The following is a 23,842-nucleotide window of genomic DNA, read 5'->3' on the forward strand; positions in this document are numbered from 1 at the left end:
AAGCGCGAAGACGTTTTCGTCCGGGCTTGCATCAGACAAAGCGTTAGAGCGGACCCAGCCAGCGGAACGCGCGCTTCAGTTCGGCGACGCCATCGTGTTCGTACCAACGGCCGTGCGCCATGATCACGCGTTCCGGATTCCATTCTATCATCTTTTCGACTGCCGCCTTGAGTTGCCCCCTGGGGAAGGTCAATCGCAAATCGCGCGGCGTCTTGCCATCGGGATCAACGACACCAGCCGCCCTGGCAAGCCAGCGCCACGGCCAGCCAAGCTTCCGCGGTTCGAAGTTCTCGATCAGGTCTGTCAGGATCAATGTTCGGCTGACGGAATGGAAGAAAACCATCTCTGTCATGAAGCTGCCTTCCACCGGCAGCGACTTGAGGTCATCGTCCCACGGGTAGCCGCTCTCGGCACCAAGCTCGTTCGCCTCGAAATCGATCCTGTCGCCCGCCTGCTCGCGAATCCGCGGTGCCAGCCAGATGCCCGCATCCGCAAAGGCCCTGCGCCACATCGGAATCCACCAATAGTGGATCCGGTTCGGCCCGATGATGTGGCGGACCTTGCCCAATCCAGCGATCTCGGCCTCGAGGCTCCCTGTCAGCAAGGTGGGTGAATGGACGAACAAATCGCCATCGTTGACGCGGATGACGGTCATCCGCGTCGGAAACCGCATTTTCGGCCAAGGCATGCCGAAGCGGATGACCGGGCCATCCACGATCCAGATGTCCTTCGAAACCAGCTTTAACGTGTTGAGCGGCGGATATGGTGCGCGGTCGGCCATGATCTGCTGAAGTAGGGCGGAGAACAAGCTTGGCCACGGCAGCTTCGCCCTGCACGAGCTCAGCCAGGCCGGCTCGGCAGCCTACCTTCGCCCGACCTACCCTTCGCCCGACAAGTCCCGGCGCGCTTTTTCCAGCTCCTCGGCATAGCGCCGCATCAGATGGCCCTCGGTCAGCAGTCCGAGCACGATGTGGTCGGTGAAATCCTCGACCACGGCCAGCTCCTCGGCGCCGGCCCGCTGGAAGGTCTCGGCGGCCGACTGCACGTTCATGCTCGGCACCAGGACGGCATCCTTGTATTGCGCGAGGTCGCGCACCGCCGTCTCGCCGTCGGACAGGTCGCTGTGCAGTTCGGCAACGATCAGCACGCCGACATACTGGTCACCCGCGTCGACGGCGATGACGCGCTGGGCCGAGCCCAGCGGTACCTGCTTGCGGAAGGCCGCAAGCGTCGTGTCGGCATTGATGGTCTTGATGTCCTTGCGCATCATCGAGCCGACGGTCAGGCTGCGCATCCAGCCGACGTCATGGGCGCTGCGGATCGTTTCGCCGCGCAGATGAAAGCGCCACGTCGAGAAGGAGTAGCCGAAGGTCTCGCGCACCAGGATCGCCGCCATGATCGAGGCCGCCAGGACGACGCCGGTTAGCGTCAGGTCGCGGGTCGATTCCAGCGCCAGGAACGTCATCGTCAGCGGCCCGCCGACGACGCCGACCGCCAGCGATGTCATGCCGACGACGGCAGCGACGGCGGAATCGATGCCGGTCGACGGCGAGATGAAAGCCATCACATCGGCGAATGCCTTGCCTAGCAGGGCGCCAAGAAACAGCGAAGCGAAGAACAGTCCGCCGCGAAACCCCGAACCCAGCGAGATCGCGGAAGCCGCCAGCTTCAGCACGAAGACGCTGGCCACCACGCTCAGCCCATAGTTCATGGCGAATTCGCGATGCAGCGCGCCGTGGCCGCTCGACAGCACCTGTGGCGTGACCAGCCCAAGCAGGCCGACGATGACGCCGCCGATGACGGGACGCAGCGAGGCGTCGACCGACAGTTTGGCAAAGGCGCGCTCGACCAGCGTCACCAGATGCATGATGGCGATCGAGGCGGCCCCGCCAAGAAGCCCAAGCAGCAGGAAGGGCACGTACTGGCTGGCCGTGAGTGCCGGCAGGCCCGCAAGCTCCAGCGGGAACGGCACGCCGCCGAACATCTCGGCGGTGAGCGAGGCGGAGATCGCCGCGGTCATGACAGGCACCACATTGGCGACCGAATAGATGCCGATGACCAGTTCGAAACCATAGAAAGCGCCGGTCAGCGGCGCGTCGAAAGCCGCCGCGATGGCGCCGGCCGCGCCGCAGCCGACCAGGATGCGGACATCGTTGCGGCGCAGCTTGAAAAGCCGCGCCAGCCGCGAAGCCAGGCCGGAACCGACCTGCGTATAGCCGGCTTCCAGCCCGACAGAGGCGCCGAAACCGCTGGAGATCATGGTCTGGCCGGCGATGATGAACGTATCGGTCAGCGACATGCGACCGCCATAGAGCGCGTTGGCCTCGATCGGGTCGACAGGCGTGCGGAATCTCCGCTTTCTCAGCCAGATCACCGTCAGCCCGAGCAGGATGCCGCCGATCGCCGGGATCAGGGCCTGCATGGGGTGGGCGAGGGAGAACATGCCGGAAAGCCGGCCGCCGGGCTGCACGCCGAACAACAGCCCGTGCAGGTCCTGCACGATCTGGCTCATCGCGGTGACCAGTATGCCCGCCATCACGCCGACGATGCCGGCAAGGACGACAACCGCTATGCCTCGCGCTTCGAGCAGCGGGATCGAATTGATGAGCACCGCGCGCAGCCGGCGAGCGTAGACTTGCGGTTGATTCCTGGGCGATTGGTTTTTGGTAAGCACCGGAGCGGCTCGCCGACATCAGCAAGGCATTGAAAACACTGCCGTGCTGATACGCCGAGCGGCACCGCATGGCAACCACAATGACGGCGCCCGCGCGCCCTTTGGGAGGGAGCCCGTCCGGCCGCCGATGGTCAGGTCGGCTTCGGGTCGCCGGCCTCGTAGAGCACGAGATTGCGCTCGCCGATGCCGAGCGACGGCCAGCTTGCGCGCCAGTCCACAAGGTGTGGCGCGGCGAAATGTGCGTCGAGCGCCGCCCTGTCATTCCAGACTTCCGTGACCCGGATCAACCCGGCGTCGAGGACATCCTGCGCATAGGAGTATGCGAGGCAACCGGGCTCGGCACGGCTGGCAACAACCATGCGTCCCATCGCTGGCCTTGCCTGTTCGAGCTTGTCGGGTGGCAGACGAACCGTGCCGATGACCAGCAGCATGAGATTTCCTTTCGATGGTTGGGCAGGCCACTCTCCCACCCTCGCGCAAGCTTGGCCAGCTACCCTCGCCGGGCTGTCGCATGCTCGGCAGCCCCACGGTTTTCGAGGACTAGAATGGCGATAAGCGAAAGCATCCAGCCCGGCGCCGTGGCCAAGAACGGTCGCGACGTCTTCTTCGCGCTGGGCATCGTCATCATCCTGGCCGTGCTGTTCCTGCCGATCCCGGCTTTTCTCATCGACGTCGGCCTTGCCTTCTCGATCGCACTTTCGGTGCTGATCCTGATGGTCGCGCTGTGGATCCAGCGGCCGCTCGACTTCTCCTCGTTTCCGACCGTGCTGCTCATCGCCACCATGCTGCGGCTGTCGCTCAACATCGCCACCACGCGCATGATCCTGTCGCACGGCAATGAAGGCACGCATGCCGCCGGCTACGTCATCGCCGGCTTCTCCAAACTGGTCATGGCCAGCGATTTCGTCATCGGCCTGATCGTCTTCATGATCCTGATCGTGGTGAACTTCATCGTCATCACCAAGGGCGCCACCCGTATCGCCGAGGTCGGCGCCCGTTTCACCCTCGATGCCATCCCCGGCAAGCAGATGTCGATCGACGCCGACCTCTCCGCCGGCATGATCGACGACAAGACAGCGCAGTTGCGCCGCCGCGAGCTGGAAGAGGAATCCTCCTTCTTCGGCTCGATGGACGGCGCCTCGAAATTCGTCCGCGGCGACGCCATCGCCGGCCTCATCATCACCGCCATCAACATCGTCGGCGGCATCGCCATCGGCTATATCAGGCACGGCATGGGCATGGGCGAGGCCGCCGACGTGTTCATCAAGCTGTCGGTCGGCGACGGTCTGGTCACCCAGATCCCGGCGCTCATCGTCTCGCTCGCCGCCGGCCTGCTGGTTTCCAAGGGCGGTACGCGCGGTTCGACGAACCAGGCCGTGTTCGGGCAGCTCGGCGCGCATCCGCGCGCGCTCTATGTGGCGGCGGCGCTGCTGGTGCTGCTCGGGCTGATGCCTGGCCTGCCCTTCTTCCCCTTCTTCGCGCTCGCCGGCGGCATGGCCGGCCTCGGCTATGTCATTCCGATGCGCCACAACCGGGCCATGGCCGAGGCCGAGGCGCTGAAGAACCAGGAGAAGGCGACCAAGGCCGAGGAAGAGAAGAACTCCGTCAAGGCCTCGCTCGCCACCGCCGAGATCGAGCTTCTGATCGGCAAGCAGCTTTCGACCCGGCTGCTGGTCTCGCATCAGGAGCTGGTCTTCCGCATGGCCAAGATGCGCAAGAAGTTCGCCCAGCAATATGGCTTCGTCGTGCCCGAAGTGCGCGTCGCCGACGATTTCGCCATCCCGCCGAAAAGCTATCAGATCAAAGTGCACGGAACGGTGGTCGCCGAATATTCGATGCGCGTCGGCGAGATCATGGTGCTGCTCGGCAACCGCGACGTTCCCGAAATTCCGGGCGAGGAGATCCGCGAGCCGGCCTTCGGCATGCGTGCCTATTCCGTCATGGAAACATTCGCCGAGGATCTGAAGCGCGAGAACTACACCTTTGCCGACAACATGTCGGTGCTGCTCACCCATCTCTCCGAGGTCATCCGCAACAACCTGCCGCAGCTTCTGTCCTACAAGGACATGAAGGCGCTGCTCGAGCGCCAGGATCAGGAATACCGCAAGCTCGCCGACGAGATCTGCACCACGCACATCTCCTATCCCGGCCTGCAGGCAGTGTTGAAGCTGCTGCTGGCCGAGCGTGTCTCGATCCGCAACCTGCACCTGATCATCGAGGCCATCGCCGAGATCGCGCCGCATGTGCGCCGCACCGAGCAGATCGTCGAGCATGTCCGCATCCGCATGGCGCAGCAGATCTGCGGCGATCTTTCGGAGGGCGGCGTGCTCAAGGTGTTGCGTCTCGGCAACCGCTGGGACCTCGCCTTCCACCAGAGCCTCAAGCGCGACGCCAAGGGCGAGGTGCGCGAGTTCGATATCGATCCGCGCCAGCTGGAAGAATTCGGCCAGGACGCCACCAAGGCGATCAAGAAATTCCTCGAAGCCGGCGAGCGTTTCGTCCTCGTCACCGCGCCCGACGCGCGCCCCTATGTGCGCATGATCATCGAGCGGCTGTTCACCACGCTGCCGGTGCTCTCGCATGTCGAAATCGCCAAGGGCGTCGAGATCAGGGTGCTCGGGACCATATCGTGAGCGTTCTCTCGCAAGCGGTCGTCATCGCGGCGTTCCTCGCCTTCTGCCGCATCGGCGCCTGCTTCATGCTGATGCCCGGCCTGTCCAGCGCCCGCATCCCGGTGCAGGTCAGGCTGTTCGTTGCGGTCGCCGCCACCGGCGGCCTGCTCGCCTTCCTGTGGGACAAGATCTTTCCCTTCGTCGATCCGCGTCCGCAGATCCTGGTGCCGATGATCGTTTCCGAACTCCTGGTCGGCGGCCTGATCGGCGCCATGACCAGGCTCTACATGGAAGCCCTGCGCTTCATGGGGTCGGCCATCGCCATGCTGATCGGCTATGGCGGCTCGGGCGGGCCAGCGATCGAGGAGCCCGAGCCGCAGGCGGCGCTCGCCGCCATGATCTCGTTCTCGGCACTGCTGCTGCTGTTCGTCTTCGACTTCGACCATGAGATCATACGCGCGCTGGTGACATCCTATACGGTCGCGCCGGTCAACGTCTTCTTCAACCCGCAGGCGGCACTGGTCGATGTCGCCGACACGGTTTCGGACACCTTCTTCCTGGTCATCCGCCTCGGCAGCCCTTTCGTCGCCTATGCCATTCTCGTCAACCTGACGATCGGCTTCGTCAACAAGCTGACGCCGCAGATCCCGATCTATTTCATCTCCCAGCCCTTCGTCATCGCCGGCGGCATGCTCATCTTCTATTTCGCCGTCGGCTCCATGCTGTCGCTGTTCGTCGACGGCTTTGTCGACCTGACGCTGGCGAGGTGACATGAGCACGCGCAAGGACCGCCTGAAGAAGCTGGTCAAGGTTCAGGAACAGTTGAAGGCGCTGCACGAGACGCGCCACGCCACCCTCCTCGCCGCCGCAAATGCCGCCGAAGCCGAGGCCAAGGAACTGGTCGAGCATTTCGACAAGGACAATTCCCTCTCCGGCCTTTTCCCCGATCTCTACCACCGCCGCATCGCCCAGGCCGTCGTGCGCCAGGAGGCGAACCTCGAAAGCGCCAGGAAGGAGGCCGGCCTCGTCGCGTCGGCAACCGCGCGCACCAACATGGTCGAGCGCGCCTACAAGGACGTGCGCAACCGCGACGAACGCGAACGCTCCGACCGCGAACGCCTCGATCTGATCGCGCAGAAGCGGGGACAGGAGTAGAGGAGGAGGTCTGGACGCAAAGCAAGCCTTCGCAGCGGAATCCTGACTGACCGCTTTGCGCCTCGTACGGGCTATGGATGCAATTTCGCGTCTACCCAGAAGCCGCCCGTACAGCCTGTCGAAGAATGTGCCGAGCCTCCGCATTGCGGAGGATCGTAAAAAGGCGACTTTTCAGCTAGCTTGTTATCTGTTCGGCGGCAGCTTCTTCGAGGCCCGCTGCCGCTTGGAGGGCAAGACCGCGAGCCGCTGCCTGTGAATCGTAAAATTCCTCCAGCGCATGGACCCTGCCCCACCGCAGGGTAAACACGTGGAGACCTCGGTTGATGTACGACGTGTCGCCGTTGAGCAGGGTCGCGGTGCCATCCCACTGGGCAAACACAGTGGTATGCCATGGCCAGCCCTCCACCCAGATGTGATTGACCGTGAGATGGAGGGTGGGCAGAACACGGCCGAGGCGTTCAAACCAGCGGCGCAGGGCTTCCTTGTCGTGGCGCTCTCCACCAAGCGCGTGGGCGCCGCCAACCCGATGATGGACATGCGGCGCGAGTGCTTTCACCGCCGCATCCCAGCGATGATTGTTGACGTCATCGAAGCTCTTTCGGATCGATTTCTCGACAAAATAGCTATATAGCATATCACTCTCCTCCAACTCATTCGGTAGCGCGATCGAAGGTACCTGTGGCGAGCTGTTCGGACGCAGCCGACGCCACGCAGGGTCTGCGCGTCAGCGCATTGTCGCGTCGGCTCGCAGGTATGTGTCGGTCTCGGTCGAGATCGTGACCTCCTCGCCCGACCTTGAGAACGCGTAAAGCGAATCCTGGTGGCCCGGCATGGAAAAGGCCACGGAGTCGCCGTCAGCAAGGCCCATGACGAAGCGCAGCGGATCACCTCCGATCTTCGGCGCGAAGGTGGCGGTGACCTCCAGCAGGCCGCCGTTGACCGGGACGTAGTAGACCACCATGTCGAGCTGTCCCTCGTGCAGGCTGGCAGCTTCGATCGGGCGTCCGATGGTCGCTTCCTCGGCAAAAGCCGGTTTCGCAAGAAACATCGCGGCCAGAACGGACGCACTCAGGGTTTTGCGGATCATCTCATATCTCCTTTTTTGGATTGCGTTCGACCTCTATATAATGTATAGATTACGAATGCAATCTAAAAAAGGAGATGGCGATGCGCGTAAGTCGCACTCAGGCCGCGGAAAACCGCGAAACCGTGATCAATGTGGCAAGCCGCCTTTTTCGGGAGCGAGGTTTTGACGGCATTGGCCTCAAGGATCTGATGAAGGGCGCCGGGCTGACCCAGGGCGCCTTTTACAAGCAGTTCGAGTCAAAGGACGACCTGGCGGCGCAGGCATCCAGGCGCGCGATGGAAAGCGCCACCGACAAGTGGTCGGCCGCGACCGCGGCAAACCCTGGGAAACCGCTCGACGGGGTGATCTCATTCTACCTCAGTATGGATCATCGCGCGGAAAAGATGGACGGCTGCCCGGTCGTCGCGCTCGGCTCGGATGCGGCCAGGCAAGGCGCCGAGGTGAAGGCCTCATTCGAGGCCGGCATCAAGGAGTACCTCGAGATGCTCGGCAGTTGGGTTGGCGAGGACGACAGCGAAAAGGCCGGCGACAAGGCAATGGCCGTTCTCTCGACAATGGTCGGCGCGGTCATGCTCTCGCGGGTGGTCAACGACCCCGACCTCGCGCAGGCTTTTCTGGATGCGGCGGCCGATCAGGTTCGCGAGACAGTCGCCATCTGAACCATGCGGGCAGCGGCGCCTGATCCATCGCTCACCGCTCGGACCGAACCGCCGCGCGCGACTGCGAGGAAGTAACGGATAGTCGTCCCAGCCGGTCGATCATGGAGAAGTTCGCGTCGTCACGTGAAGCCTCCGGTGCGATTTCGCACCACCGTAATGCGTATCTTCCGACTGCATAGCGCGCCTGGGCATGCCTACCTCTTGGCGTGAGGCAGCGGCGATGCGTCCGCCCGAAGGAGAAGCGCGATGAGCTATTCCACCATGAGATTTGGGGCTGTTGGCCAGGCATTGGCCCGTATGTTCGGCCGCCAGGAAATGGCGGTGTGCGTGGCAAGCACCCGGCTCGGCGCCCTTCGGCACTAACATCGGAACGCCTGCGCGCGCTCGCGCGGCTCATCTAGCTGAGCGGCATCAGCTGACCTCCGGGCCATCTGTCCGGTCGTCCGGCCATTTATAATCGGAGATCAAGGGCATGAACATCGAACTCAAGGGCCGCAAGGCCATCGTCACCGGATCGACCGCCGGCATCGGCCGCGCGATCGCCGAAGGGCTCGCGCGCGCAGGCTCCGCCGTCGTCGTCAATGGACGTACGGAAGAGCGGGTCGCCGCGACGCTCCGGGAACTGCGCGCGCTGCTGCCTGACGCCGACCTCACCGGCATTGCCGCCGATCTCGCGACGGCCGAGGGCTCGGCGGCGCTCGCGGCGCAGGCGCCGGATGCCGACATCCTCGTCAACAATGTTGGCACTGCACGTCCCAATGGCTTCTTCGAGCAGGACGACGCCGCATGGCTCGACCTCTTCCAGCTCAACGTGATGAGCGGCGTGCGCGCCGCGCGCCACTATATGCCGGGTATGGTCGAGCGCGGGTGGGGACGGGTCGTCTTCATCAGCAGCGAGTCCGCGCTCGCTATCCCCAAGGAGATGATCGACTACGGCATGACCAAGACCGCGTTGCTGGCCGTGTCGCGCGGGCTGGCCGAACTTGTCGGTGGCACCGGCGTCACGGTCAACGCTGTCCTGCCGGGGCCGACCGACTCCGAGATTCTCGGCGGCTGGATGAAGGCCATCGCGAAGGAGCAGGGCATCACGCAAACGGACGCCGAGCATAATTTCCTGAAATCGCTGCGTCCGACCACGCTCATCAACCGGTTCGCGACAACCGAGGAAGTCGCGAACATGGTCGTCTACACCTGCTCCGAGCAGGCCTCGGCGACCACCGGCGCCGCACTGCGCGTCGACGGTGGTGTGCTCCGCTCGATCGGATGAGCCGCGTCCCACCGCCGCGGTGGCATGAGGGTCGCCGCGGCTGAGCCAGCCTCAAATCGGCGCCGGCTCGGGTGACTCCTGTCGGCAGCGATTGTCGGATCGTCGAGCCGCCTGGGGTGCGCCGCCGATCGACCGGGCCGAGGTCAAGATCGACGAGGGGCCGTGGATCGCCAAGAAACATACCTGTCGGGAGAGCAACGGACAGGTGACCGCCGTATTCAGGTCAGTTGACGGCTCGGCGCGTCGAGCCGAGCAGCCTGGAAGCTGTGTTTGCTGATGCCAGGAGCCGCCGTCTGCTCTCGGCCCTTACGCGTGCGTGCAGCAATGCGCCACTGTCCGGAATTACGGTTGGGAAGAGCGCTCGTCCGCCGGTTGCGGGAATTGCCCTTCGTTGTTCATGCTTACTTCTGTGACCAGCTTGCGGCGAAGCGCCGTGCTGTAATCGTTTGGCCCTTTCGGCGTCATGACGAAGGCCTGGGAACCGCCAATGACCGATTTGGCAAAATAGGATGCCAGCGAATTGCCGGGATCGTCGCCTTCGGTGGGAATGGCGATCGCGTTGATCGTATATCCCTTGGCAATGGCGTTCAGCCTGCTCGGCTGAACAGGAAGTCCGTCGTTGTTCTCACCATTGGAAGAGATATCGATGACCTTCTTGGCGGCATTTCCAGGAAACTGGTCCAACAGAAGACTGCCAATGTCGATAGCCGAGGAAACCGATGTTCCGGATCGCCCTCGACGGATGACGCCGGTATCCCCTTTCCTGCTGATCTCCGCCGCCGCCGCTCTTGCATCTTCCAGTCCGCAAATGCTTGTCCACGGCAGTATGGTGCGTGCGTGTCCGGGGCTCGACCATTCAAAGTAGGCCACGCCGATGCAGCCGACGTAATTCCGGCCGATGGCGGCGATGATCTCGGGCGACGTGAGTGCCGCGGCATGTCCCTCGCGTTGCAGATCGGCGATCTTTGGATCAATCGATGACGAGAAGTCGACCGCGAACACGATGGCAACGTCGACATTCGCTGCATGCGCCGGGAGATTCCAGAACGCAGAAGCTGCAAGTATCCCCGCCAGTCTCAGGAGTGAATTGGCTCGCCTTGCCAGCCCCCTTCCCGATGGCTTTGTGGGCGAAAAAAGATTGGCCCCGCCTATCGGCTGCACCCGCCCGCGAAAGGAGACCGCTCCAGAAGAGGGACCGGCGTCCTGATACATACCTATAAACATGCCATTCTCCATCGCGACAACCGATCGTTGTCAAAGCCGCCCATTTTCAACATGTGGAAATTTGACGAGGGACCTTGGACCCGACGCCGAACAGCAGCAGATCGGCCTTGGTCCACAAAAGATAACAGCCGAGTAACGTCAGCGGCATGATGAGTGCCGCGAAGGACTCGCCCGACCAGACCACCGGCAAAGCCTGGCCGAGGGCGACGGTTGTCGCCACCACTGCCGGCAACCTGCTGGCGAGCACCGCACTGCGGAACGGATCGGGCCAGGCGGTCGGCCACACCGGAACCGGCCTGCCCGGCCTGTGAAAGGTGCTGCCGAACTTGCCGAGCGCATGCAGCAGGCCGGAGGTCGCCGCAAGCAACGGGTCGCCGAGCAGCAAGAGCGCGATGCCGAGCCCGATTGCGCCTAATCCCGAGAGGAAGTCGCCCAGACGATTGAGGGCGGGATCGGGAACATCCGGCTTTGCCCAAGCCCGGTGGTAGGCTTCGCCGCCCCAGAAAAAGACGAGGGTAGCCAAGGTGAGCGCAACAGTGCCATGGCTGCCCGCGAAATAGTCCATCACCGCCGCGATGACAGCGCTTTCCTCATGCTGGCCGACTGGCGCGGCCGCAATTTGGGTTGCAAGACCTACGATGAGGCCAAGCGCGTTGCCACTGTTGTAATAGCCGCCGGGTCCCTTCATGCGGGCACCAAGGGCCGATCTCAAATGTGCGAGCGGAAGAAGGACTGTCCACGCGTTCATCGCAGCGCACCCGCGGCCTGTCCGGCCGCGCTCGATACGGCGACGTTCGCATCAGCGGCAGTGGTCATCGCATTCCTCCACCGGACCTGAACTGTTGACGCGGCGTTCGCCTGCCCCGCTTGCCGGCGCTGTTGCAAAGGCAGGGGCAATGTCGAAGCGTTGGTTCGAAGCGGTCCGCAAGGACGCACGTGCCTGCGGCGCTCGGTTCGATCGTGCCACGGAAAGGATCGCACCGAGAATGATCGCTGCTCCCAAGGCGCCCGGCCACGAACTCCGCTCGCCCAGAAAGATCGTCGCGCCCAGCGCCCCGAAGACGCTTTCGGCACTGACGATCACGGCGGCGTGGCTGGCCGGCGTGAAGCGGAGGGCAGCCGTCTGTATGCCGAAGGCTATCGCGGTGGAGAAGACGCCGAGTATCGCCAATTCCGGGCCGGCTGCGAATGCGGCGGCCAGCGACAGGTTGCCTTGCATTGCCCCGAGCGGCAGGGCGAAGACTGCGGCGCCGAGGAATTGTGCCGCGGCGGCGGTGAACGGCCGCGCATGGGCCTGCATGTGCCGGCCGAGCTCGACCGCCCAGAGCGCATAGCAGGCAGCCGACAGGATGGCGGTGAGATCGCCGCTGCCGAGGCCGCCGATCCCATCCGACAAAAGCAGGGCTCCGACCAGGGTCAGCCCGGCAGCGATCGTGAGGCCAGCTGTCGGACGCTCGCCGACGAGCAACCAGGCGGCCAGAGGTGTCATTACGGTTGCCGTGCTCACCAGAAAGCTTGCATTGGTGACCGAGGCTCCGACATAGCAAAGCTGCTGAAGCGTGATGGAGATGGCGAACAGCGCGCCCACCCTGGCCAGGCTCGGAAAATAGCCCGCCCCGATCGCCACTCGCCTTTCGGTCAAGACAAAGGGCAGCACCAGCAGCCCGCCGATCAGGCAACGCAGACTTACCGCGCTCATGGCGTCGAGATGGACCAGCACCGTCTTTTGCGAGACGTTGCCGAAGCCCCACAATGCGGCTGCAAGGAGCAGCAGCAAATTGGCTCTTGTTCTGGACACGCGCCCCCCTTGAACCAAGCATTGCGTTGACTTGGCCGCCTAATTTAGCGAAGTCTAAATGACCTGCCGTCACGGGAGCGCTTGAAGCGCGGTGACGGACGATTGCGGAACGTTAGATTTGCGTTAGAATTTCGTCAGGCTGAGGCAGCAGATGCAAAGTGACGACGGCGGCGCTGCAAATAGAATCTCACTCTTCGGCGGCTTCCGTATTGAAACAACTGGCCCGCTTCGACTGGTCGGGAAACGCGGCCCGGCAATCGTTGCTTATCTGGCCCGATGTCCGGGCATGGCAGCGACGCGGGAGAGACTGGCTGATCTGCTATGGGGCGACAGCGATGGCGAACATTCGCGCAACAGTCTTCGCCAAGCGCTCAGCGTCCTGCGCCGCGATCTCTCGGGTGTCGATCTTATCCATTCCACCGGAGAGTTGATCCACCTCAGGCCAGAGGCGTTCCGGGTCGATGTGGAGGAGTTCGAGACGGGTTTATCGGCCCGCTCCGCGCAGGAACTCGAAAAGGCTCTGGCGAACTACACCGGCCCGTTCCTCGACGGGCTCCATGTGGGAAGCAATGGCTTCGACGACTGGGTCGCGTCGGAACGCGACAGGTTGCTCGGTCGTGCGCTTGAATCGTTCGAGAAACTGGCTCGCCTCGTCGACGCTGAAGCGGGCCTCGTCCTGGCCGATCGCGTCCTGGCCATGGATCCGGCGCGGGAAGAATCCTATCGGCTCAAGATGGAATTGCTCCTTGCTTGTGGTCAACGCGACAAGGCGCTCAGGACATACGAGGCTTGCAGAAGCATGCTGAAGAAGGAGTTCGGCGTCGAAGCCGGCCCAGAGACGCGGGCACTATGGCAGTCCCTGCTGCTTGCTTCCGACACGGCGCCACACGCGCCGTCGGCAAGTGGTGTTGCGGCCAGCCATCGCCTCGGACACCCCTCCATTGGCGTTGCCGACTTCACCAATCTGACCGGAAAACAAGGCGACAATTTTTTCTCCAAGGGACTGGTCCAGGACATCACGACAGCCCTTTCCGAGGTGGCCGACTATGTCGTGCTCTCCGCGGTTCCCCCCACAGATAAGGTCGGCCTGCGCCAAGAAGGTAACGCGCCGGGAGCGCTGCGGGCACAATATGTGCTCAGCGGCAGCATCCAGAGATCCGGCAATGGGTTGAGGGTGAATATCCAGCTTGTCGATGCCGTCGGCGGTCATCATGTCTGGGCCCAGAAGTTCGACGGCCAGTCCGAGAATGCGCTCGAATTCCAGGACAGGATCGCCCAGTCCGTCGTTCTGGCGGTGATCCTCGAGCTTCAACTGACCAACTGGAAGGTCCGCGACAAGAGTCCGCCTGGTCCCCCTGAAGTGCGCAGGTTGGTGAACGAGGCGCTCATGAAATATTTTGAGATGACCCACGACTCGCTGCTGGTCGGGATGGAACTTGCGACGAAGGCGCTCTCGACAGGGCCCGACAACGCCCGTGCGAAGCGGACGCTCTCGATCATGATTTCCATGGGCATCGCGTTTGGCGCGCTGCCCCGCGAGCAGGGCAATATCGAGTATACGCTGGCGCTTGCCGAGGCCGCGGTGCGGGCGGTGCCGGACGATGAAATTGCCCGGTGCATCTTGTCATTCGCTCTCGAAAGTTGCGGTCGTATCGACGAGGCGATCGTCGAATGCCGGCACGCGATCAGCCTCAACCCAAATTATCCGAGCGGCCACGGCGATATTGCGATGCTCTTCGCGCTGCGCGGGCAGGTCAGCGAAGCCGTGCGCGAGGCGAACGAGGCGATCCGGCTGGGAACCCATGACGTCATCGACTACTGGCGTCACCACGGGCTCGTTATGGCGCTGTTTGCCGGCGGAGACGATCAGCGGGCGCTCGAGGTCGCGCGCAAGGTGGTCAGGACAAAGCCGGGCTTCGTTCGTGGCGCGCTTTATTGGGCCGCAGCCGCGGCCGCAACCGGCAATCGCGATGAAGCGTCGCGGGCCATCCATCATTGCCTGTCACAACTTCCGCATCTCAATCTGAGCAATGTCTGCCCTGGCTTTGTGCCGCGCTATGTGAAGGATCATCACCATTCCCGGTTCCTTGAAATGCTGTCGAGGGCCGGTCTTCCCCCGTCCTGAAGCCCCTCGCGTTCGAACGGATTCGGGCGAGACGCTTTCTGCAGGTCGTTCTCCCAAAACCGGAAGCCACTTTTTACGCGACATGCGTTGTTGAAAATCTGGCTACGCGGCTGGATACAGAGAACCCTGGCCTTCCTTCCTCCGCCCGCAAGCCTGCCACAAGCTTGTTGAGGCATGGTCTGGCCAAGGAAAACCGATAAAAGGCGGACTTTCTTGGCGATCTCTCCACCCAGCGACATCGTGATGGATGTTGTCCGAGCAGCCGAGCCGGCGGATCTCGCGGCCGCGCGCGCCGCACTGACCAGGCATGCGGGCGGCGTTGCCGGCAGCTTTTCGGTCGAGGCCGCTTCGGCCGGGACGATGCTGTCGCGGGCCACCGCCGACCAGGCCATGGCGGCCGATCCATCCAAGAAGTTCAAGAAATTCGAAGCCATGGTGCTCCAGACCTTCATCCAGAACATGATGCCCAAGGACACCGAGGGCGTGTACGGCAAGGGCCTGGCCGGCGACATGTGGAAATCGCAGCTCGCCGAGCGCGTCGCCGACGTCATGGCCGAGCGTGGTGGCATCGGCATCGCCAAGTCGCTGCTCGCCGACCATTATCTCGAAGGCAAGCGCAAGGTGCCGATCGGCCCAGTCTCCGGCGGGCCTGAAAAGACCGAGATCGACCGGCAGAGCCGTCTGTCCACCTCGCTCGTCCAGGAACTGCAGCGCAAGGCCGCCAGGTCCATGACCGGCGATGAAACGACCACAAAGACAGACATCAAGATCTAGACTGGGAAACGCCATGGCCGACTTTTCGGAATTCACCGCCAACCTGCCGGCGCGCACGGCCACATCGGAAGCCCCGGTCGCACTCGCGCGGCCCGGAAACCTTGCCGCCATCATCGGCCGCATCGAGGAAGTCGTCGAGCAAGAAACGGCCGGGCTGCGCAGCGACACCGGCTACGACCTCAAGGCATCGAACGCGCGCAAGAGCCGCTATCTCTATGAACTGACCCGTGCCATGCGCGGCGGCAGCGAAGCCGAGTTCCTCGAACAGCACCGCGAAGGCCTTGTCCGGCTTCGCCAGAAGCTTGCGAAGAACGAGGCAGCGATCCTGGCGCATCTGAGCGCCGTCAACGAGGTCGCTGGCCTGTTGCGCACCGCCATCCAGCGCGCCGAAACCGACGGCACTTATTCCGCCGGCGAGTTCGGCCGGGCGCGCGGTTAGCGCGCGGTGGTCGCCGGCTCGGGTGCCTGAATGGTCAAGGTCATCGCCATCGCGGTCTGGATCTGCGTCGCCACCCTCGGCGCGGTGTTCTATTCGTTCCAGGCCGCCGGCGAACGCGGCGTCGGCGAAAAGCCGAAGCCGATGCTGGGCGGGCTGGACTACGTCAAGACCGAGGTCATCTCGGTGCCGCTGATCCGCAACGCCAGGATCGACGGTTATTTCCTGACCAAGTTGGTCTACACGGTCGAACCCGAGCAGATCAAGAAACTGTCGATCCCGGCCGAGGCACTGATCACCGACCAGGTCTATTCCTACCTGTATTCCAATCCGCAGATCGACTTCACCAAGAAGGAGACGATCGACCTCGACGCCTTCCGCGCCGCGATCCGCGATACCGTCAACACACGCGTCGGCGCCACACTGGTGCATGAGGTTCTGGTCGATCAGGTCAATTTCCTGAGCAAGGATGAGATACGCGACAACTGGTTGCGCCGCCGGCAGGAAGCCGGCGCCACTGCGTCCGAGATGACCAAGGCCTTCAAGTCGCATTGAGCCCCCGGGCATGCCACTGGCCAGGCACGGTGATCCGGTCCTCGCCCGGTGCGGCGATAGGAACCAGGCCCTGCAATTCGCGTTGACGTAAACGTCAATCCAAAGCTATATGCGGCAGCGACCGTGGCCGCGAAGATGCATGGCCCTCGGGCGGATCGATGTGTCGTGGCGCGACAGATGCAACCAGATAAGCAGATGCAACCTAACAGGCAGATGCAACCAGACAGGAGAACAGCGTGAGCGTTCAGGAGATTGCCGACAAGATCAGGTCGCGCGTGGCCAGCAGCGGGTTCGATCGTTCCGTGAAATTCGACACCGGCAGCGATGGCGTCATCGTCATCGACGGCGCCGATGTCTCGACCACCGATGGCCCCGCCGACTGCACCATCAAGCTCTCGCTCGACGATCTGGACTCGCTGATATCGGGCGATCTCAACCCGACCATGGCGTTCATGACCGGCAAGATAAAGGTCGAAGGCGACATGTCTGTCGCCATGGCGCTCAGCCAGTTGATCGGCTGAGACAGAAGACCGCCGAGACTGTTCTCGGAACGAAAACGCCGCCGTTTCGGGCGGCGTTTTTCGTTCGTTTGGGGCTCAGCGCCTCAGGCCGCCAGCGCCTGCGCCTTCAGCTTGCGTCCCGCGGCCTTCAGCGTGCCATGGACGCCGTCGAGCGCGCCCTCCACCAGTTCCACCGCGAGCAGCCGATGCCGCTCATACGGGCCCGGCATGGCCAGCGAACCGGTCTTTGCGGCTGAGAAGCCGAAGCGGCCGTAATAGGGCGCGTCGCCGACCAGCAGGATCGCCGCGTGGCCGAGACGCGCGGCTTCGGCGACCGCATGGCGCATCAGCGCCGAGCCGATGCCGGCACTCTTGAGCGAAGGAGCGACCGCCAGGGGCCCAAGCAACAGTGCTGCCGGACCGCCCTCGCCCAGCGTGACGTCCCAGAGCCGCACCGTGCCCATCACGGCGCCCGATGCGTCGCGCGCGACGAAAGCCAGGCCTTCCGAGGGCCGCCGGCCCCGCCGCAGCTTCTCCGACGACTTCGTCTTGCGCTTCGGCCCCATGGCGGCATCGAGCAACGCCTCGCGCGCCGCGATGTCATCAGGCGTTTCGGCAACGATGGCGAAAGCACGGGCACTCTCCCCCCTCGAGGGGGAGATGTCGCCGAAGGCGACAGAGGGGTTCGCCGCGCGTGAAGCGCTAGCCCCATGCGGTCCAAGAGACGTCGAGGCGGCTGAGACAAACCCCTCCGGCCACTTCGCGCCCATCTCCCCATCTGAGGGGGAGATGTCGCGCGCAGCGCCTTCGACAACGAAATTTGCAATGTCCATTTCCGCGATCCCTTCACGAGCGGAGACTGTTCCACAGGCGAGCCCGGATGGGCGACAAACGCCCACCTGGGATGATCTGACGGTTCTTTCGAACCGTCAGATCACGTAGGATCGGAGAGGCTCGAAGCCGTTGAAGGCGACCGCCGAATAGGTGGTCGTGTAGGCGCCGGTGCCTTCGATCAGCACCTCGTCGCCGATGGTCAGCGACAGAGGCAGCGGATAGGGCGTCTTCTCATACATCACGTCCGCCGAATCGCAGGTCGGGCCGGCGAGCACGCAAGGCGCGGTTTCCGAGCCGTCATGCGCGGTCACTAGGGGATAGCGGATCGCCTCGTCCATCGTCTCGGCCAGGCCGCCGAACTTGCCGATGTCGAGAAACACCCAGCGCACATTGTCGTTGTCGGCCTTCTTCGAGATCAGCACGACTTCCGACTTGATGACGCCGGCATTGCCGACCATGCCGCGGCCCGGCTCGATGATGGTCTCGGGAATGGCGTTGCCGAAATGCTTGCGCAGCGCCGAGAAGATGGCCTGGCCGTAAGCCTGGGCCGCCGGCACGTCGCGCAGGTAGCGCGTCGGGAAGCCGCCGCCCATATTGACCATCTTCAAGACGATGCCTTCCTCGGCGAGCGTCGAAAACACGGTCTTGGCGTCGGCCAGCGCGCGATCCCAGGCCGTCAGGTCGGTCTGCTGCGAGCCGACATGGAACGACACGCCATAGGCGTCGAGCCCGAGCGCCTTGGCATGGCGCAGCACGTCGACGGCCATCGCCGGCACGCAGCCGAACTTGCGCGACAGCGGCCATTCGGCGCCCTCGCCATCGGTCAGCACGCGGCAGAACACGCGGGCGCCTGGAGCGGCGCGGGCGATCTTCTCGACCTCCTCGACGCAATCGACGGCGAACAGCTTGATGCCGAGCTGGTAGGCGCGCGCGATGTCGCGCTCCTTCTTGATGGTGTTGCCGAAGGAGATGCGGTCCGCCGGCGCACCGGCGTCCATCGCCATCTCGACTTCGGCAACGGAAGCGGTGTCGAAGGACGAGCCCATCGCAGCAAGGAGGCGCAGGATTTCCGGCGCCGGGTTTGCTTTCACCGCATAGTAGATCCTGGAATCGGGCAGCGCCTTCTCGAAGGCACGGAAATTGTCGCGCACGACATCAAGGTCGACGACGAGGCAAGGACCGGTCGGACGTCGGGTGGCGAGGAAGTCGAGGATGCGCTGCGTGGCCATCGGGTTTCTCCATCACGCCTTTCGGCGCGCACAAGGGTGCGGACGCGGGCTGTCGGCCTCGCGAACACGCGGTGGACAAAGGCGGGACGGAAATCCATGGAACCAGCCGGTGGAGACCCCGGAACCATGAAACGCCGTCTCGCGGCGATGAACCTTGGCCTTGCCCGGCTTCGGTTCGCTTTGTCTGCCTTGGCTTGGATTGGGAGAACCCCGTTCCGCACTGCCGGCAATGATGGTGTGCCTCTTCAGTAACCCCGGTCTTTGGACAACCGGCAGAGAACCAGAAAGGCCCGCACCGTCGTTGCTTCAAGGTGTCCTCGGTCTGGCGGTTGGCCGCTAAACCGACTGGAGGGGTTGGCTCCAGTTACCTTACCGATTTCCCTCACCATTCAGAGGATCGGCGGACACCCACAGGCACGTGCGACTTTGGGCAAGCGCGATATAGGGGCAGAGAGATTCACAATCAATAAAAATCGTATCGCAGGTTGTAAAAATTCCGGCATCGAACAATGTTGGTTTCACCGTATCCGGATATCGAACGATGACAGGCACGCACGACCCTCCCGACCCCCTTCTGCACCCTCGCAAGATACCGGTGGGCCGGCCTGTCGCTGGCCCTTCCGGCGGCGACATTGCCCTGATACGGCTCGGCCGAAATCTCGACGCCGCACGAAAGGCCTGATTCATGGACACACTGACCCGCATGCGCGCCTTCATCGACGTGGTCGAGGCCGAGGGCTTTTCGGCGGCGGCGCGCAAGATCGGCCGCTCCAAGGCGCTGCTGTCGAAATATGTGCGCGAGCTGGAGGACGAGCTCGGCGCGCTGCTGCTCAACCGCACCACCCGCCAGTTCTCGATGACCGAGGCCGGCCACACCTATTATCGCCGCGCCTCCGAGATCGTGCGCGAGGTCGACAGTCTTGCCGACGCCGTGCGTGAATCGTCCGGCGACGTGCGCGGCAGGATCAAGCTGTCTGCGCCGCGCACCTTCGCCGACGCGCCGATCGGCCAGTCGCTGATCGACTTCGCCAAGCAATATCCCGACATCGTGCTCGACATCCAGCTGGACGACCGCTTCGTCGATCTCGTCGAGGAAGGCTTCGATCTCGCGGTGCGCATCTCGCGCCTGGAGAACTCGTCGCTGATCGCCAGGCGTCTGGCGCCGTTTTCCACACGGCTGTGCGCATCTCCCGAACTCATCGCAAAACATGGCATGCCGGTACGGGCGCAGGATCTCGGCCGCATGCCCTGCATCGTCGACACCAATGGCCGCGGCTTGAACAACTGGCAATTCAAGGGAGACGGCGAGGATACGGTGAGCGTCTCGGTCTCCGGGCCGATCGAAGTCAACAGCCCGATGGCGGCGCGGGCTGCTGCCCTGTCGGGGTTGGGATTTGCCATCCTGCCGGATTTCATCGCCGTGCCGGATATTGCGAGCGGCCGGCTGGTGACGGTGCTGGATGACCGCACCCTGTCGGGTGCCGGCATTTTCGCCGTCTATCCGCACCGGCGCTATTTGCCCGCCAAGGTGCGTGTCTTCGTCGATTTCCTGGTCCAGTGGTTCAGGACGCGCGAAACCGCATGACCGCCTTCAATTGCGGCGCGGTCCCATTTTCGCCCCCTTTCTGGTAACTGTCCACTTCTCTCCGAAGCCAAGGGAATCGCGACCGCGAATGCATCTGAGACGGCACGCAATCATGCTGGCTTCGGCCCTGGCGGCGACATTGGCCGCCGTTGGACCGGCCGAGGTGCATCCGCACGTTTTCGCCGAGGCCCGCCTCGACGTGATCCTCTCCCCGGATCACCAAAGCGTGAAAGCGCTGCGCCATCTCTGGCGCTTCGACGATCTGTTTTCCAGTACTGTCATGATGGAGTTCGACAAGAATTCCGACCTGAAGCTTGACGACAAGGAGTTGAAGGAGGTCGCCGACACGGTCCACGCCTCGCTGGCCGAATTCAACTACTTCCAGCTCGTCACCCAGGACGGCAAGGACGTGCCGATGACGCCGCCGCCGCATCTGATGGCCGATTTCGACAACGACCAGCTGATCATCCTGTTCGAGTCCGAACCGAAGGCGCCGATCAAGCTCGCCGGCAAGATCGATATCGGCGTCTACGATCCGACCTTCTACACGGCGATCGATTTCACCGAGGACGCCAACATCACGGTCGAGGGCCTGCCCCCGAACTGCACCGACAAGGTGGTCCGCCCCGACCCGGATGAGGCCATCAAGGAAAACCAGAAGACCCTGACGGACGCCTTCTTCAACGACCCGACAGGCACCGACATGAGCAAGATCTTTGCCACCAAGCTCGAACTGACCTGTCAGCCAGAAGGATGAACCCGGTGATGAGACCGTCCCTGCGTTTGGCATTCGGCCTGTTGGCCATCAGCTTCGCGATGGTGCATTTCGCCGGCTCGGCTCATGCCCAGAGCTCGCTTGGCATCGGCGTCAACGATGGCATGGCGCCGACCACCGGCCCGTTCGCCCACATCCTGATGTGGATCAATCTGCGGCAGCAGGAATTCTATCGCGCGCTCGCCACGGCGATGAAGGCGATGCGCCAGGACAACAGCAAGCTCTGGGTGCTCATCGGCCTGTCCTTCGCCTACGGCATTTTCCACGCCGCCGGCCCCGGCCACGGCAAGGCGGTGATCTCGTCCTACATGGTCGCCAACGAAGTGGCGCTGCGGCGTGGCATCCTGTTGTCGTTTGTCTCGGCCCTGCTGCAGGGCCTGACCGCGGTCGCGGTCATGGCAGTCGCCTATTTCGTCCTGCGCGGCACCGCCGTCTCGATGACCGACGCGGCCTGGTTCATGGAGATCATGAGCTTCGTCTTCGTCACCCTGTTCGGCGCCTGGCTGCTGTGGCGCAAGCTCGGCCCCTCCGTCCTGCGCCTGTTCGGCAGAGGTCCCGCCTACAGCCTGTCGGCGGCTCACGCGGGGCATTCCCATGCGGGCCATTCGCATGCCGGTCATACAGGTCACACGGGCCATTCGCATGCCGCTCACAGCCATTCGGCGAACGCGCTGCATGGGCATGAACATCACGACCATGGGGATGACCATTCGCACGATCACCATGACCACGGCGCGCATGACCATCACCACGATCATGGCGCGCACGATCACGCGCACGCGGCGGGCGAGGTCTGCGAGACCTGCGGCCACTCGCATGCGCCAGATCCGGCGCTGCTGTCCGGCGACCGCTTCGACTGGCGCACCGCCTGGACGGCGGTGGCCGCGGTCGGTATCCGCCCCTGCTCCGGCGCGCTGATCGTGCTCAGCTTCGCCCTGCTCAATGGCCTGTGGCTCGGCGGCCTGCTGTCGGTGCTGGCGATGTCGATCGGCACCGCCATAACCGTCTCGGCGCTGGCCACGATCGCGGTGACCGCAAAGAACTGGGCGGTGTATTTCGCCGGCGACGGCCGCATGGGCAACCGCATCCATTCGATCGTCGAGATCGGCGGCGCCGCCTTCGTGTTCCTGTTCGGACTGCTGCTGCTGTCGGCGAGCCTGACGGGTGGCGTTTGACCCGGAAGTAGCGCCCCAAGGTGTGTTGAGATTCAGGTCAGGCCGTGCCGAGAACGGTTGATATCGAGAACCGGAGCGGAGCGTACTTAAAGTACGTGAGCACCGGAAGCGCAGGTATCAGCCGTTCGCAGGCCGGCATCACCTGAATATCAATACACCTTGCCGCCGAGTTCATCCTCGATATGAGCGCGGATAATCTCGTCAAAGCTCTTCTCGGCACTGAAGCCGAGTTCCCTTGACCGCCGCGCCTCGAACCGCGTCGGCCAGCCCTTGACGATCGCCCAGATCGTCTCGTCCGGCTCCTCGCGGATCAGGCTCACCGCCTTCGGCCCGGCGATGCGTTCCAGCGCCTCGATCTGCTCGCCGACGGTGACGGCGACGCCTGGCATCGTCAGGTTGCGGCGCGGCCCGACGGCGGCGCCGTCGATCCCGGCCGCATGGATCAGGAAATTCACCGCCGATCGCGGGCTGGCGTGGGTATGGACGACGGTGCGCGGCACCGGCAGGATCGCCTCCTGACCGTTCAGCGGCTCGCGGATGATGCCGGAGAAGAAGCCGGAGGCCGCCTTGTTCGGCTTGCCCGGCCGCACGCAGATGGTCGGCAGCCGGATGCCGATGCCGTCGAAGAAGCCGCGCCTGGAATAGTCGGCCAGCAGCGCCTCGCTCATCTGCTTCTGCGTGCCGTAGGAGGTCAGCGGCGTAGTGTGGAATTCATCGGGAATGACGTCCGGGAACGGCGCGCCGAACACCGCGATCGACGAGGTGAACACGACGCGCGGCGCAAACCCTGCCAGGCGGATGGCATCGAACAAGGCGCGCGTGCCGTCGAGATTGACGCGGTAGCCGAGATCGAAATTGGCTTCCGCCTCGCCCGACACGATGCCGGCGAGATGGAACACGACGTCGGGCCGCGACGCGACCAGCCTCTCGGCGGCGCCCGCCTCGGCGAGATCGCCGGTATGGCTGTGGATGCTGACGCCATCGATGGCCGGCGCCTGTGGCGGTACGATGTCGTGCAGGTCGAGCGCGGTGATCTTCTGGCCGCGCAGCCTGCCGTCCTTCGCCAGCCGTGCAATGAGCTTGCGGCCGACCATGCCGGCGGCGCCCGTGATCAGAATGCGCATGTCGAACTTCCCTTATTTGCCCTGATTTTTGCGTTGGCTGCGCGCGCGCAGCCAGAACACCAAGAAAAACGCCAGCACGAACGCGGTGCCGAAGATGCCGGCCAGCACGGTCGACAGATCGCCGAGGGCCAGCATGATGTTTGGCAGGAAATAAACGGCAATGCCGAACAGCAGCATGATCGACAGCGCGGCGATGGCGGCGTTCTTGCTATCGCGATCCATTATGCTGTCCCTGCGTGGCCAGGGGTCGTCGA

Annotated in this window: 25 protein-coding genes; 13 read left to right on the forward strand and 12 right to left on the reverse strand. The window is 63.7% G+C overall.

Features of this window, described 5'->3' with window-relative positions:
- Nucleotides 1-43: 43 nt before the first annotated feature.
- The 3 genes from FJ867_RS05135 to FJ867_RS05145 form a co-directional block, all read right to left on the reverse strand.
- Complete coding sequence (locus FJ867_RS05135; protein WP_140686016.1) at nt 44-781, reverse strand: DUF4336 domain-containing protein; 738 nt, start codon at nt 779-781, stop codon at nt 44-46.
- Nucleotides 782-877: 96 nt separating this feature from the next.
- Nucleotides 878-2,674, reverse strand: a complete 1,797-nt coding sequence (locus tag FJ867_RS05140) for a chloride channel protein (RefSeq protein WP_140665857.1) — start codon at nt 2,672-2,674, stop codon at nt 878-880.
- Nucleotides 2,675-2,805: 131 nt separating this feature from the next.
- A complete protein-coding gene (locus FJ867_RS05145; RefSeq protein WP_140816708.1) occupies nt 2,806-3,105 on the reverse strand; it encodes a putative quinol monooxygenase in 300 nt (99 codons plus the stop codon).
- A gap of 114 nt (nt 3,106-3,219) precedes the next feature.
- On the opposite strand from FJ867_RS05145, the gene flhA reads away from it, so the two are divergent.
- From flhA to FJ867_RS05160, 3 genes are read left to right on the forward strand one after another with little or no spacing between them, the layout of a single operon-like run.
- Nucleotides 3,220-5,307 (forward strand): flagellar biosynthesis protein FlhA, encoded by a 2,088-nt coding sequence (gene flhA, locus FJ867_RS05150; protein WP_140496240.1) that lies wholly within the window; start codon nt 3,220-3,222, stop codon nt 5,305-5,307.
- Nucleotides 5,304-6,056, forward strand: a complete 753-nt coding sequence (gene fliR / locus FJ867_RS05155) for a flagellar biosynthetic protein FliR (RefSeq protein ID WP_140496241.1) — start codon at nt 5,304-5,306, stop codon at nt 6,054-6,056. Before flhA ends, fliR begins: the two co-directional genes overlap by 4 nt.
- Before the next feature lies 1 nt (nt 6,057).
- Entirely contained in the window at nt 6,058-6,441 is a 384-nt protein-coding gene (locus tag FJ867_RS05160; protein ID WP_140496242.1) for a hypothetical protein, read from the forward strand.
- Between the two features lie 175 nt (nt 6,442-6,616).
- Here FJ867_RS05160 and FJ867_RS05165 read toward each other — a convergent pair whose 3' ends face one another.
- Nucleotides 6,617-7,075: a nuclear transport factor 2 family protein gene (locus FJ867_RS05165; protein ID WP_140513653.1), complete on the reverse strand. Its 459-nt coding sequence runs from the start codon at nt 7,073-7,075 to the stop codon at nt 6,617-6,619.
- 90 nt (nt 7,076-7,165) lie between these two features.
- Nucleotides 7,166-7,528, reverse strand: coding sequence for a hypothetical protein (locus FJ867_RS05170; protein WP_140496244.1), 363 nt, complete (start codon nt 7,526-7,528; stop codon nt 7,166-7,168).
- A gap of 80 nt (nt 7,529-7,608) precedes the next feature.
- On the opposite strand from FJ867_RS05170, the gene FJ867_RS05175 reads away from it, so the two are divergent.
- On the forward strand, nt 7,609-8,187 hold the full coding sequence (locus FJ867_RS05175; protein WP_140496245.1) for a TetR/AcrR family transcriptional regulator: 579 nt from the start codon (nt 7,609-7,611) through the stop codon (nt 8,185-8,187).
- Nucleotides 8,188-8,659: 472 nt separating this feature from the next.
- Entirely contained in the window at nt 8,660-9,454 is a 795-nt protein-coding gene (locus FJ867_RS05180) for an SDR family oxidoreductase (RefSeq protein ID WP_140816710.1), read from the forward strand.
- Nucleotides 9,455-9,796: 342 nt separating this feature from the next.
- Here the strand turns inward: FJ867_RS05180 and FJ867_RS05185 are convergent, their stop codons facing one another.
- The 3 genes from FJ867_RS05185 to FJ867_RS05195 form a co-directional block, all read right to left on the reverse strand.
- Complete coding sequence (locus FJ867_RS05185) at nt 9,797-10,690, reverse strand: DUF1194 domain-containing protein (protein WP_318012902.1); 894 nt, start codon at nt 10,688-10,690, stop codon at nt 9,797-9,799.
- Nucleotides 10,691-10,724: 34 nt separating this feature from the next.
- Nucleotides 10,725-11,366, reverse strand: a complete 642-nt coding sequence (locus FJ867_RS05190; RefSeq protein WP_246671678.1) for a hypothetical protein — start codon at nt 11,364-11,366, stop codon at nt 10,725-10,727.
- A gap of 111 nt (nt 11,367-11,477) precedes the next feature.
- Nucleotides 11,478-12,476 carry a DMT family transporter gene (locus FJ867_RS05195; protein ID WP_140496248.1) on the reverse strand — a complete coding sequence of 333 codons (999 nt, stop codon included), beginning with the start codon at nt 12,474-12,476 and terminating at the stop codon, nt 11,478-11,480.
- Nucleotides 12,477-12,627: 151 nt separating this feature from the next.
- Here FJ867_RS05195 and FJ867_RS05200 point away from each other — a divergent pair, with 151 nt between their 5' ends.
- From FJ867_RS05200 to FJ867_RS05220, 5 genes are all read left to right on the forward strand, one after another.
- Nucleotides 12,628-14,601 (forward strand): BTAD domain-containing putative transcriptional regulator, encoded by a 1,974-nt coding sequence (locus FJ867_RS05200; RefSeq protein ID WP_140816712.1) that lies wholly within the window; start codon nt 12,628-12,630, stop codon nt 14,599-14,601.
- Between the two features lie 174 nt (nt 14,602-14,775).
- Nucleotides 14,776-15,375, forward strand: coding sequence for a rod-binding protein (locus FJ867_RS05205; protein ID WP_181168318.1), 600 nt, complete (start codon nt 14,776-14,778; stop codon nt 15,373-15,375).
- 13 nt (nt 15,376-15,388) lie between these two features.
- Nucleotides 15,389-15,814 (forward strand): hypothetical protein, encoded by a 426-nt coding sequence (locus FJ867_RS05210; protein ID WP_140496250.1) that lies wholly within the window; start codon nt 15,389-15,391, stop codon nt 15,812-15,814.
- 30 nt (nt 15,815-15,844) lie between these two features.
- Nucleotides 15,845-16,366 (forward strand): hypothetical protein, encoded by a 522-nt coding sequence (locus FJ867_RS05215; RefSeq protein WP_140496251.1) that lies wholly within the window; start codon nt 15,845-15,847, stop codon nt 16,364-16,366.
- 236 nt (nt 16,367-16,602) lie between these two features.
- A complete protein-coding gene (locus FJ867_RS05220) occupies nt 16,603-16,887 on the forward strand; it encodes an SCP2 sterol-binding domain-containing protein (protein WP_140513660.1) in 285 nt (94 codons plus the stop codon).
- 83 nt (nt 16,888-16,970) lie between these two features.
- Here FJ867_RS05220 and FJ867_RS05225 read toward each other — a convergent pair whose 3' ends face one another.
- Both FJ867_RS05225 and odc2 read right to left on the reverse strand, forming a co-directional pair.
- On the reverse strand, nt 16,971-17,528 hold the full coding sequence (locus FJ867_RS05225) for an N-acetyltransferase (RefSeq protein ID WP_224618057.1): 558 nt from the start codon (nt 17,526-17,528) through the stop codon (nt 16,971-16,973).
- Between the two features lie 267 nt (nt 17,529-17,795).
- Entirely contained in the window at nt 17,796-18,929 is a 1,134-nt protein-coding gene (gene odc2 / locus FJ867_RS05230) for an ornithine/lysine decarboxylase (protein ID WP_140496253.1), read from the reverse strand.
- A gap of 685 nt (nt 18,930-19,614) precedes the next feature.
- Here odc2 and FJ867_RS05235 point away from each other — a divergent pair.
- The 3 genes from FJ867_RS05235 to FJ867_RS05245 all read left to right on the forward strand — a co-directional run bounded on the left by FJ867_RS05235 (nt 19,615) and on the right by FJ867_RS05245 (nt 22,464).
- Nucleotides 19,615-20,514 (forward strand): LysR family transcriptional regulator, encoded by a 900-nt coding sequence (locus FJ867_RS05235; protein WP_140496254.1) that lies wholly within the window; start codon nt 19,615-19,617, stop codon nt 20,512-20,514.
- Between the two features lie 88 nt (nt 20,515-20,602).
- On the forward strand, nt 20,603-21,271 hold the full coding sequence (locus FJ867_RS05240; protein WP_140816714.1) for a DUF1007 family protein: 669 nt from the start codon (nt 20,603-20,605) through the stop codon (nt 21,269-21,271).
- Nucleotides 21,268-22,464 (forward strand): nickel/cobalt transporter, encoded by a 1,197-nt coding sequence (locus tag FJ867_RS05245; RefSeq protein ID WP_140556582.1) that lies wholly within the window; start codon nt 21,268-21,270, stop codon nt 22,462-22,464. The genes FJ867_RS05240 and FJ867_RS05245 overlap by 4 nt, the downstream gene beginning before the upstream one ends.
- 149 nt (nt 22,465-22,613) lie before the next feature.
- On the opposite strand, the gene denD is transcribed toward FJ867_RS05245, so the two are convergent.
- Both denD and FJ867_RS05255 read right to left on the reverse strand, forming a co-directional pair.
- Complete coding sequence (gene denD, locus FJ867_RS05250; RefSeq protein ID WP_140496257.1) at nt 22,614-23,588, reverse strand: D-erythronate dehydrogenase; 975 nt, start codon at nt 23,586-23,588, stop codon at nt 22,614-22,616.
- Nucleotides 23,589-23,600: 12 nt separating this feature from the next.
- Nucleotides 23,601-23,813, reverse strand: a complete 213-nt coding sequence (locus tag FJ867_RS05255; RefSeq protein ID WP_140496258.1) for a SoxR reducing system RseC family protein — start codon at nt 23,811-23,813, stop codon at nt 23,601-23,603.
- Nucleotides 23,814-23,842 lie beyond the last annotated feature (29 nt).

Origin of the sequence: Mesorhizobium sp. B2-5-3 (genome assembly GCF_006441005.1) — a bacterium.
Classification (GTDB): Bacteria; Pseudomonadota; Alphaproteobacteria; order Rhizobiales; family Rhizobiaceae; genus Mesorhizobium.

Excerpts from the sequence above, each read along its gene's own strand:
- FJ867_RS05175 (WP_140496245.1), top strand. The coding sequence starts at position 7,609 with ATGCGCGTAAGTCGCACTCAGGCCGCGGAAAACCGCGAAACCGTGATC.
- FJ867_RS05180 (WP_140816710.1), top strand. The coding sequence starts at position 8,660 with ATGAACATCGAACTCAAGGGCCGCAAGGCCATCGTCACCGGATCGACC.
- FJ867_RS05135 (WP_140686016.1), bottom strand. The coding sequence starts at position 781 with ATGGCCGACCGCGCACCATATCCGCCGCTCAACACGTTAAAGCTGGTT.
- FJ867_RS05235 (WP_140496254.1), top strand. The coding sequence starts at position 19,615 with ATGGACACACTGACCCGCATGCGCGCCTTCATCGACGTGGTCGAGGCC.
- odc2 (WP_140496253.1), bottom strand. The coding sequence starts at position 18,929 with ATGGCCACGCAGCGCATCCTCGACTTCCTCGCCACCCGACGTCCGACC.
- FJ867_RS05185 (WP_318012902.1), bottom strand. The coding sequence starts at position 10,690 with ATGGAGAATGGCATGTTTATAGGTATGTATCAGGACGCCGGTCCCTCT.
- FJ867_RS05245 (WP_140556582.1), top strand. The coding sequence starts at position 21,268 with ATGAACCCGGTGATGAGACCGTCCCTGCGTTTGGCATTCGGCCTGTTG.
- FJ867_RS05240 (WP_140816714.1), top strand. The coding sequence starts at position 20,603 with ATGCATCTGAGACGGCACGCAATCATGCTGGCTTCGGCCCTGGCGGCG.
- FJ867_RS05160 (WP_140496242.1), top strand. The coding sequence starts at position 6,058 with ATGAGCACGCGCAAGGACCGCCTGAAGAAGCTGGTCAAGGTTCAGGAA.
- FJ867_RS05190 (WP_246671678.1), bottom strand. The coding sequence starts at position 11,366 with ATGAAGGGACCCGGCGGCTATTACAACAGTGGCAACGCGCTTGGCCTC.
- FJ867_RS05210 (WP_140496250.1), top strand. The coding sequence starts at position 15,389 with ATGGCCGACTTTTCGGAATTCACCGCCAACCTGCCGGCGCGCACGGCC.
- FJ867_RS05200 (WP_140816712.1), top strand. The coding sequence starts at position 12,628 with ATGCAAAGTGACGACGGCGGCGCTGCAAATAGAATCTCACTCTTCGGC.
- denD (WP_140496257.1), bottom strand. The coding sequence starts at position 23,588 with ATGCGCATTCTGATCACGGGCGCCGCCGGCATGGTCGGCCGCAAGCTC.
- FJ867_RS05215 (WP_140496251.1), top strand. The coding sequence starts at position 15,845 with ATGGTCAAGGTCATCGCCATCGCGGTCTGGATCTGCGTCGCCACCCTC.
- FJ867_RS05170 (WP_140496244.1), bottom strand. The coding sequence starts at position 7,528 with ATGATCCGCAAAACCCTGAGTGCGTCCGTTCTGGCCGCGATGTTTCTT.
- FJ867_RS05165 (WP_140513653.1), bottom strand. The coding sequence starts at position 7,075 with ATGCTATATAGCTATTTTGTCGAGAAATCGATCCGAAAGAGCTTCGAT.
- FJ867_RS05145 (WP_140816708.1), bottom strand. The coding sequence starts at position 3,105 with ATGCTGCTGGTCATCGGCACGGTTCGTCTGCCACCCGACAAGCTCGAA.
- flhA (WP_140496240.1), top strand. The coding sequence starts at position 3,220 with ATGGCGATAAGCGAAAGCATCCAGCCCGGCGCCGTGGCCAAGAACGGT.
- FJ867_RS05205 (WP_181168318.1), top strand. The coding sequence starts at position 14,776 with ATGGTCTGGCCAAGGAAAACCGATAAAAGGCGGACTTTCTTGGCGATC.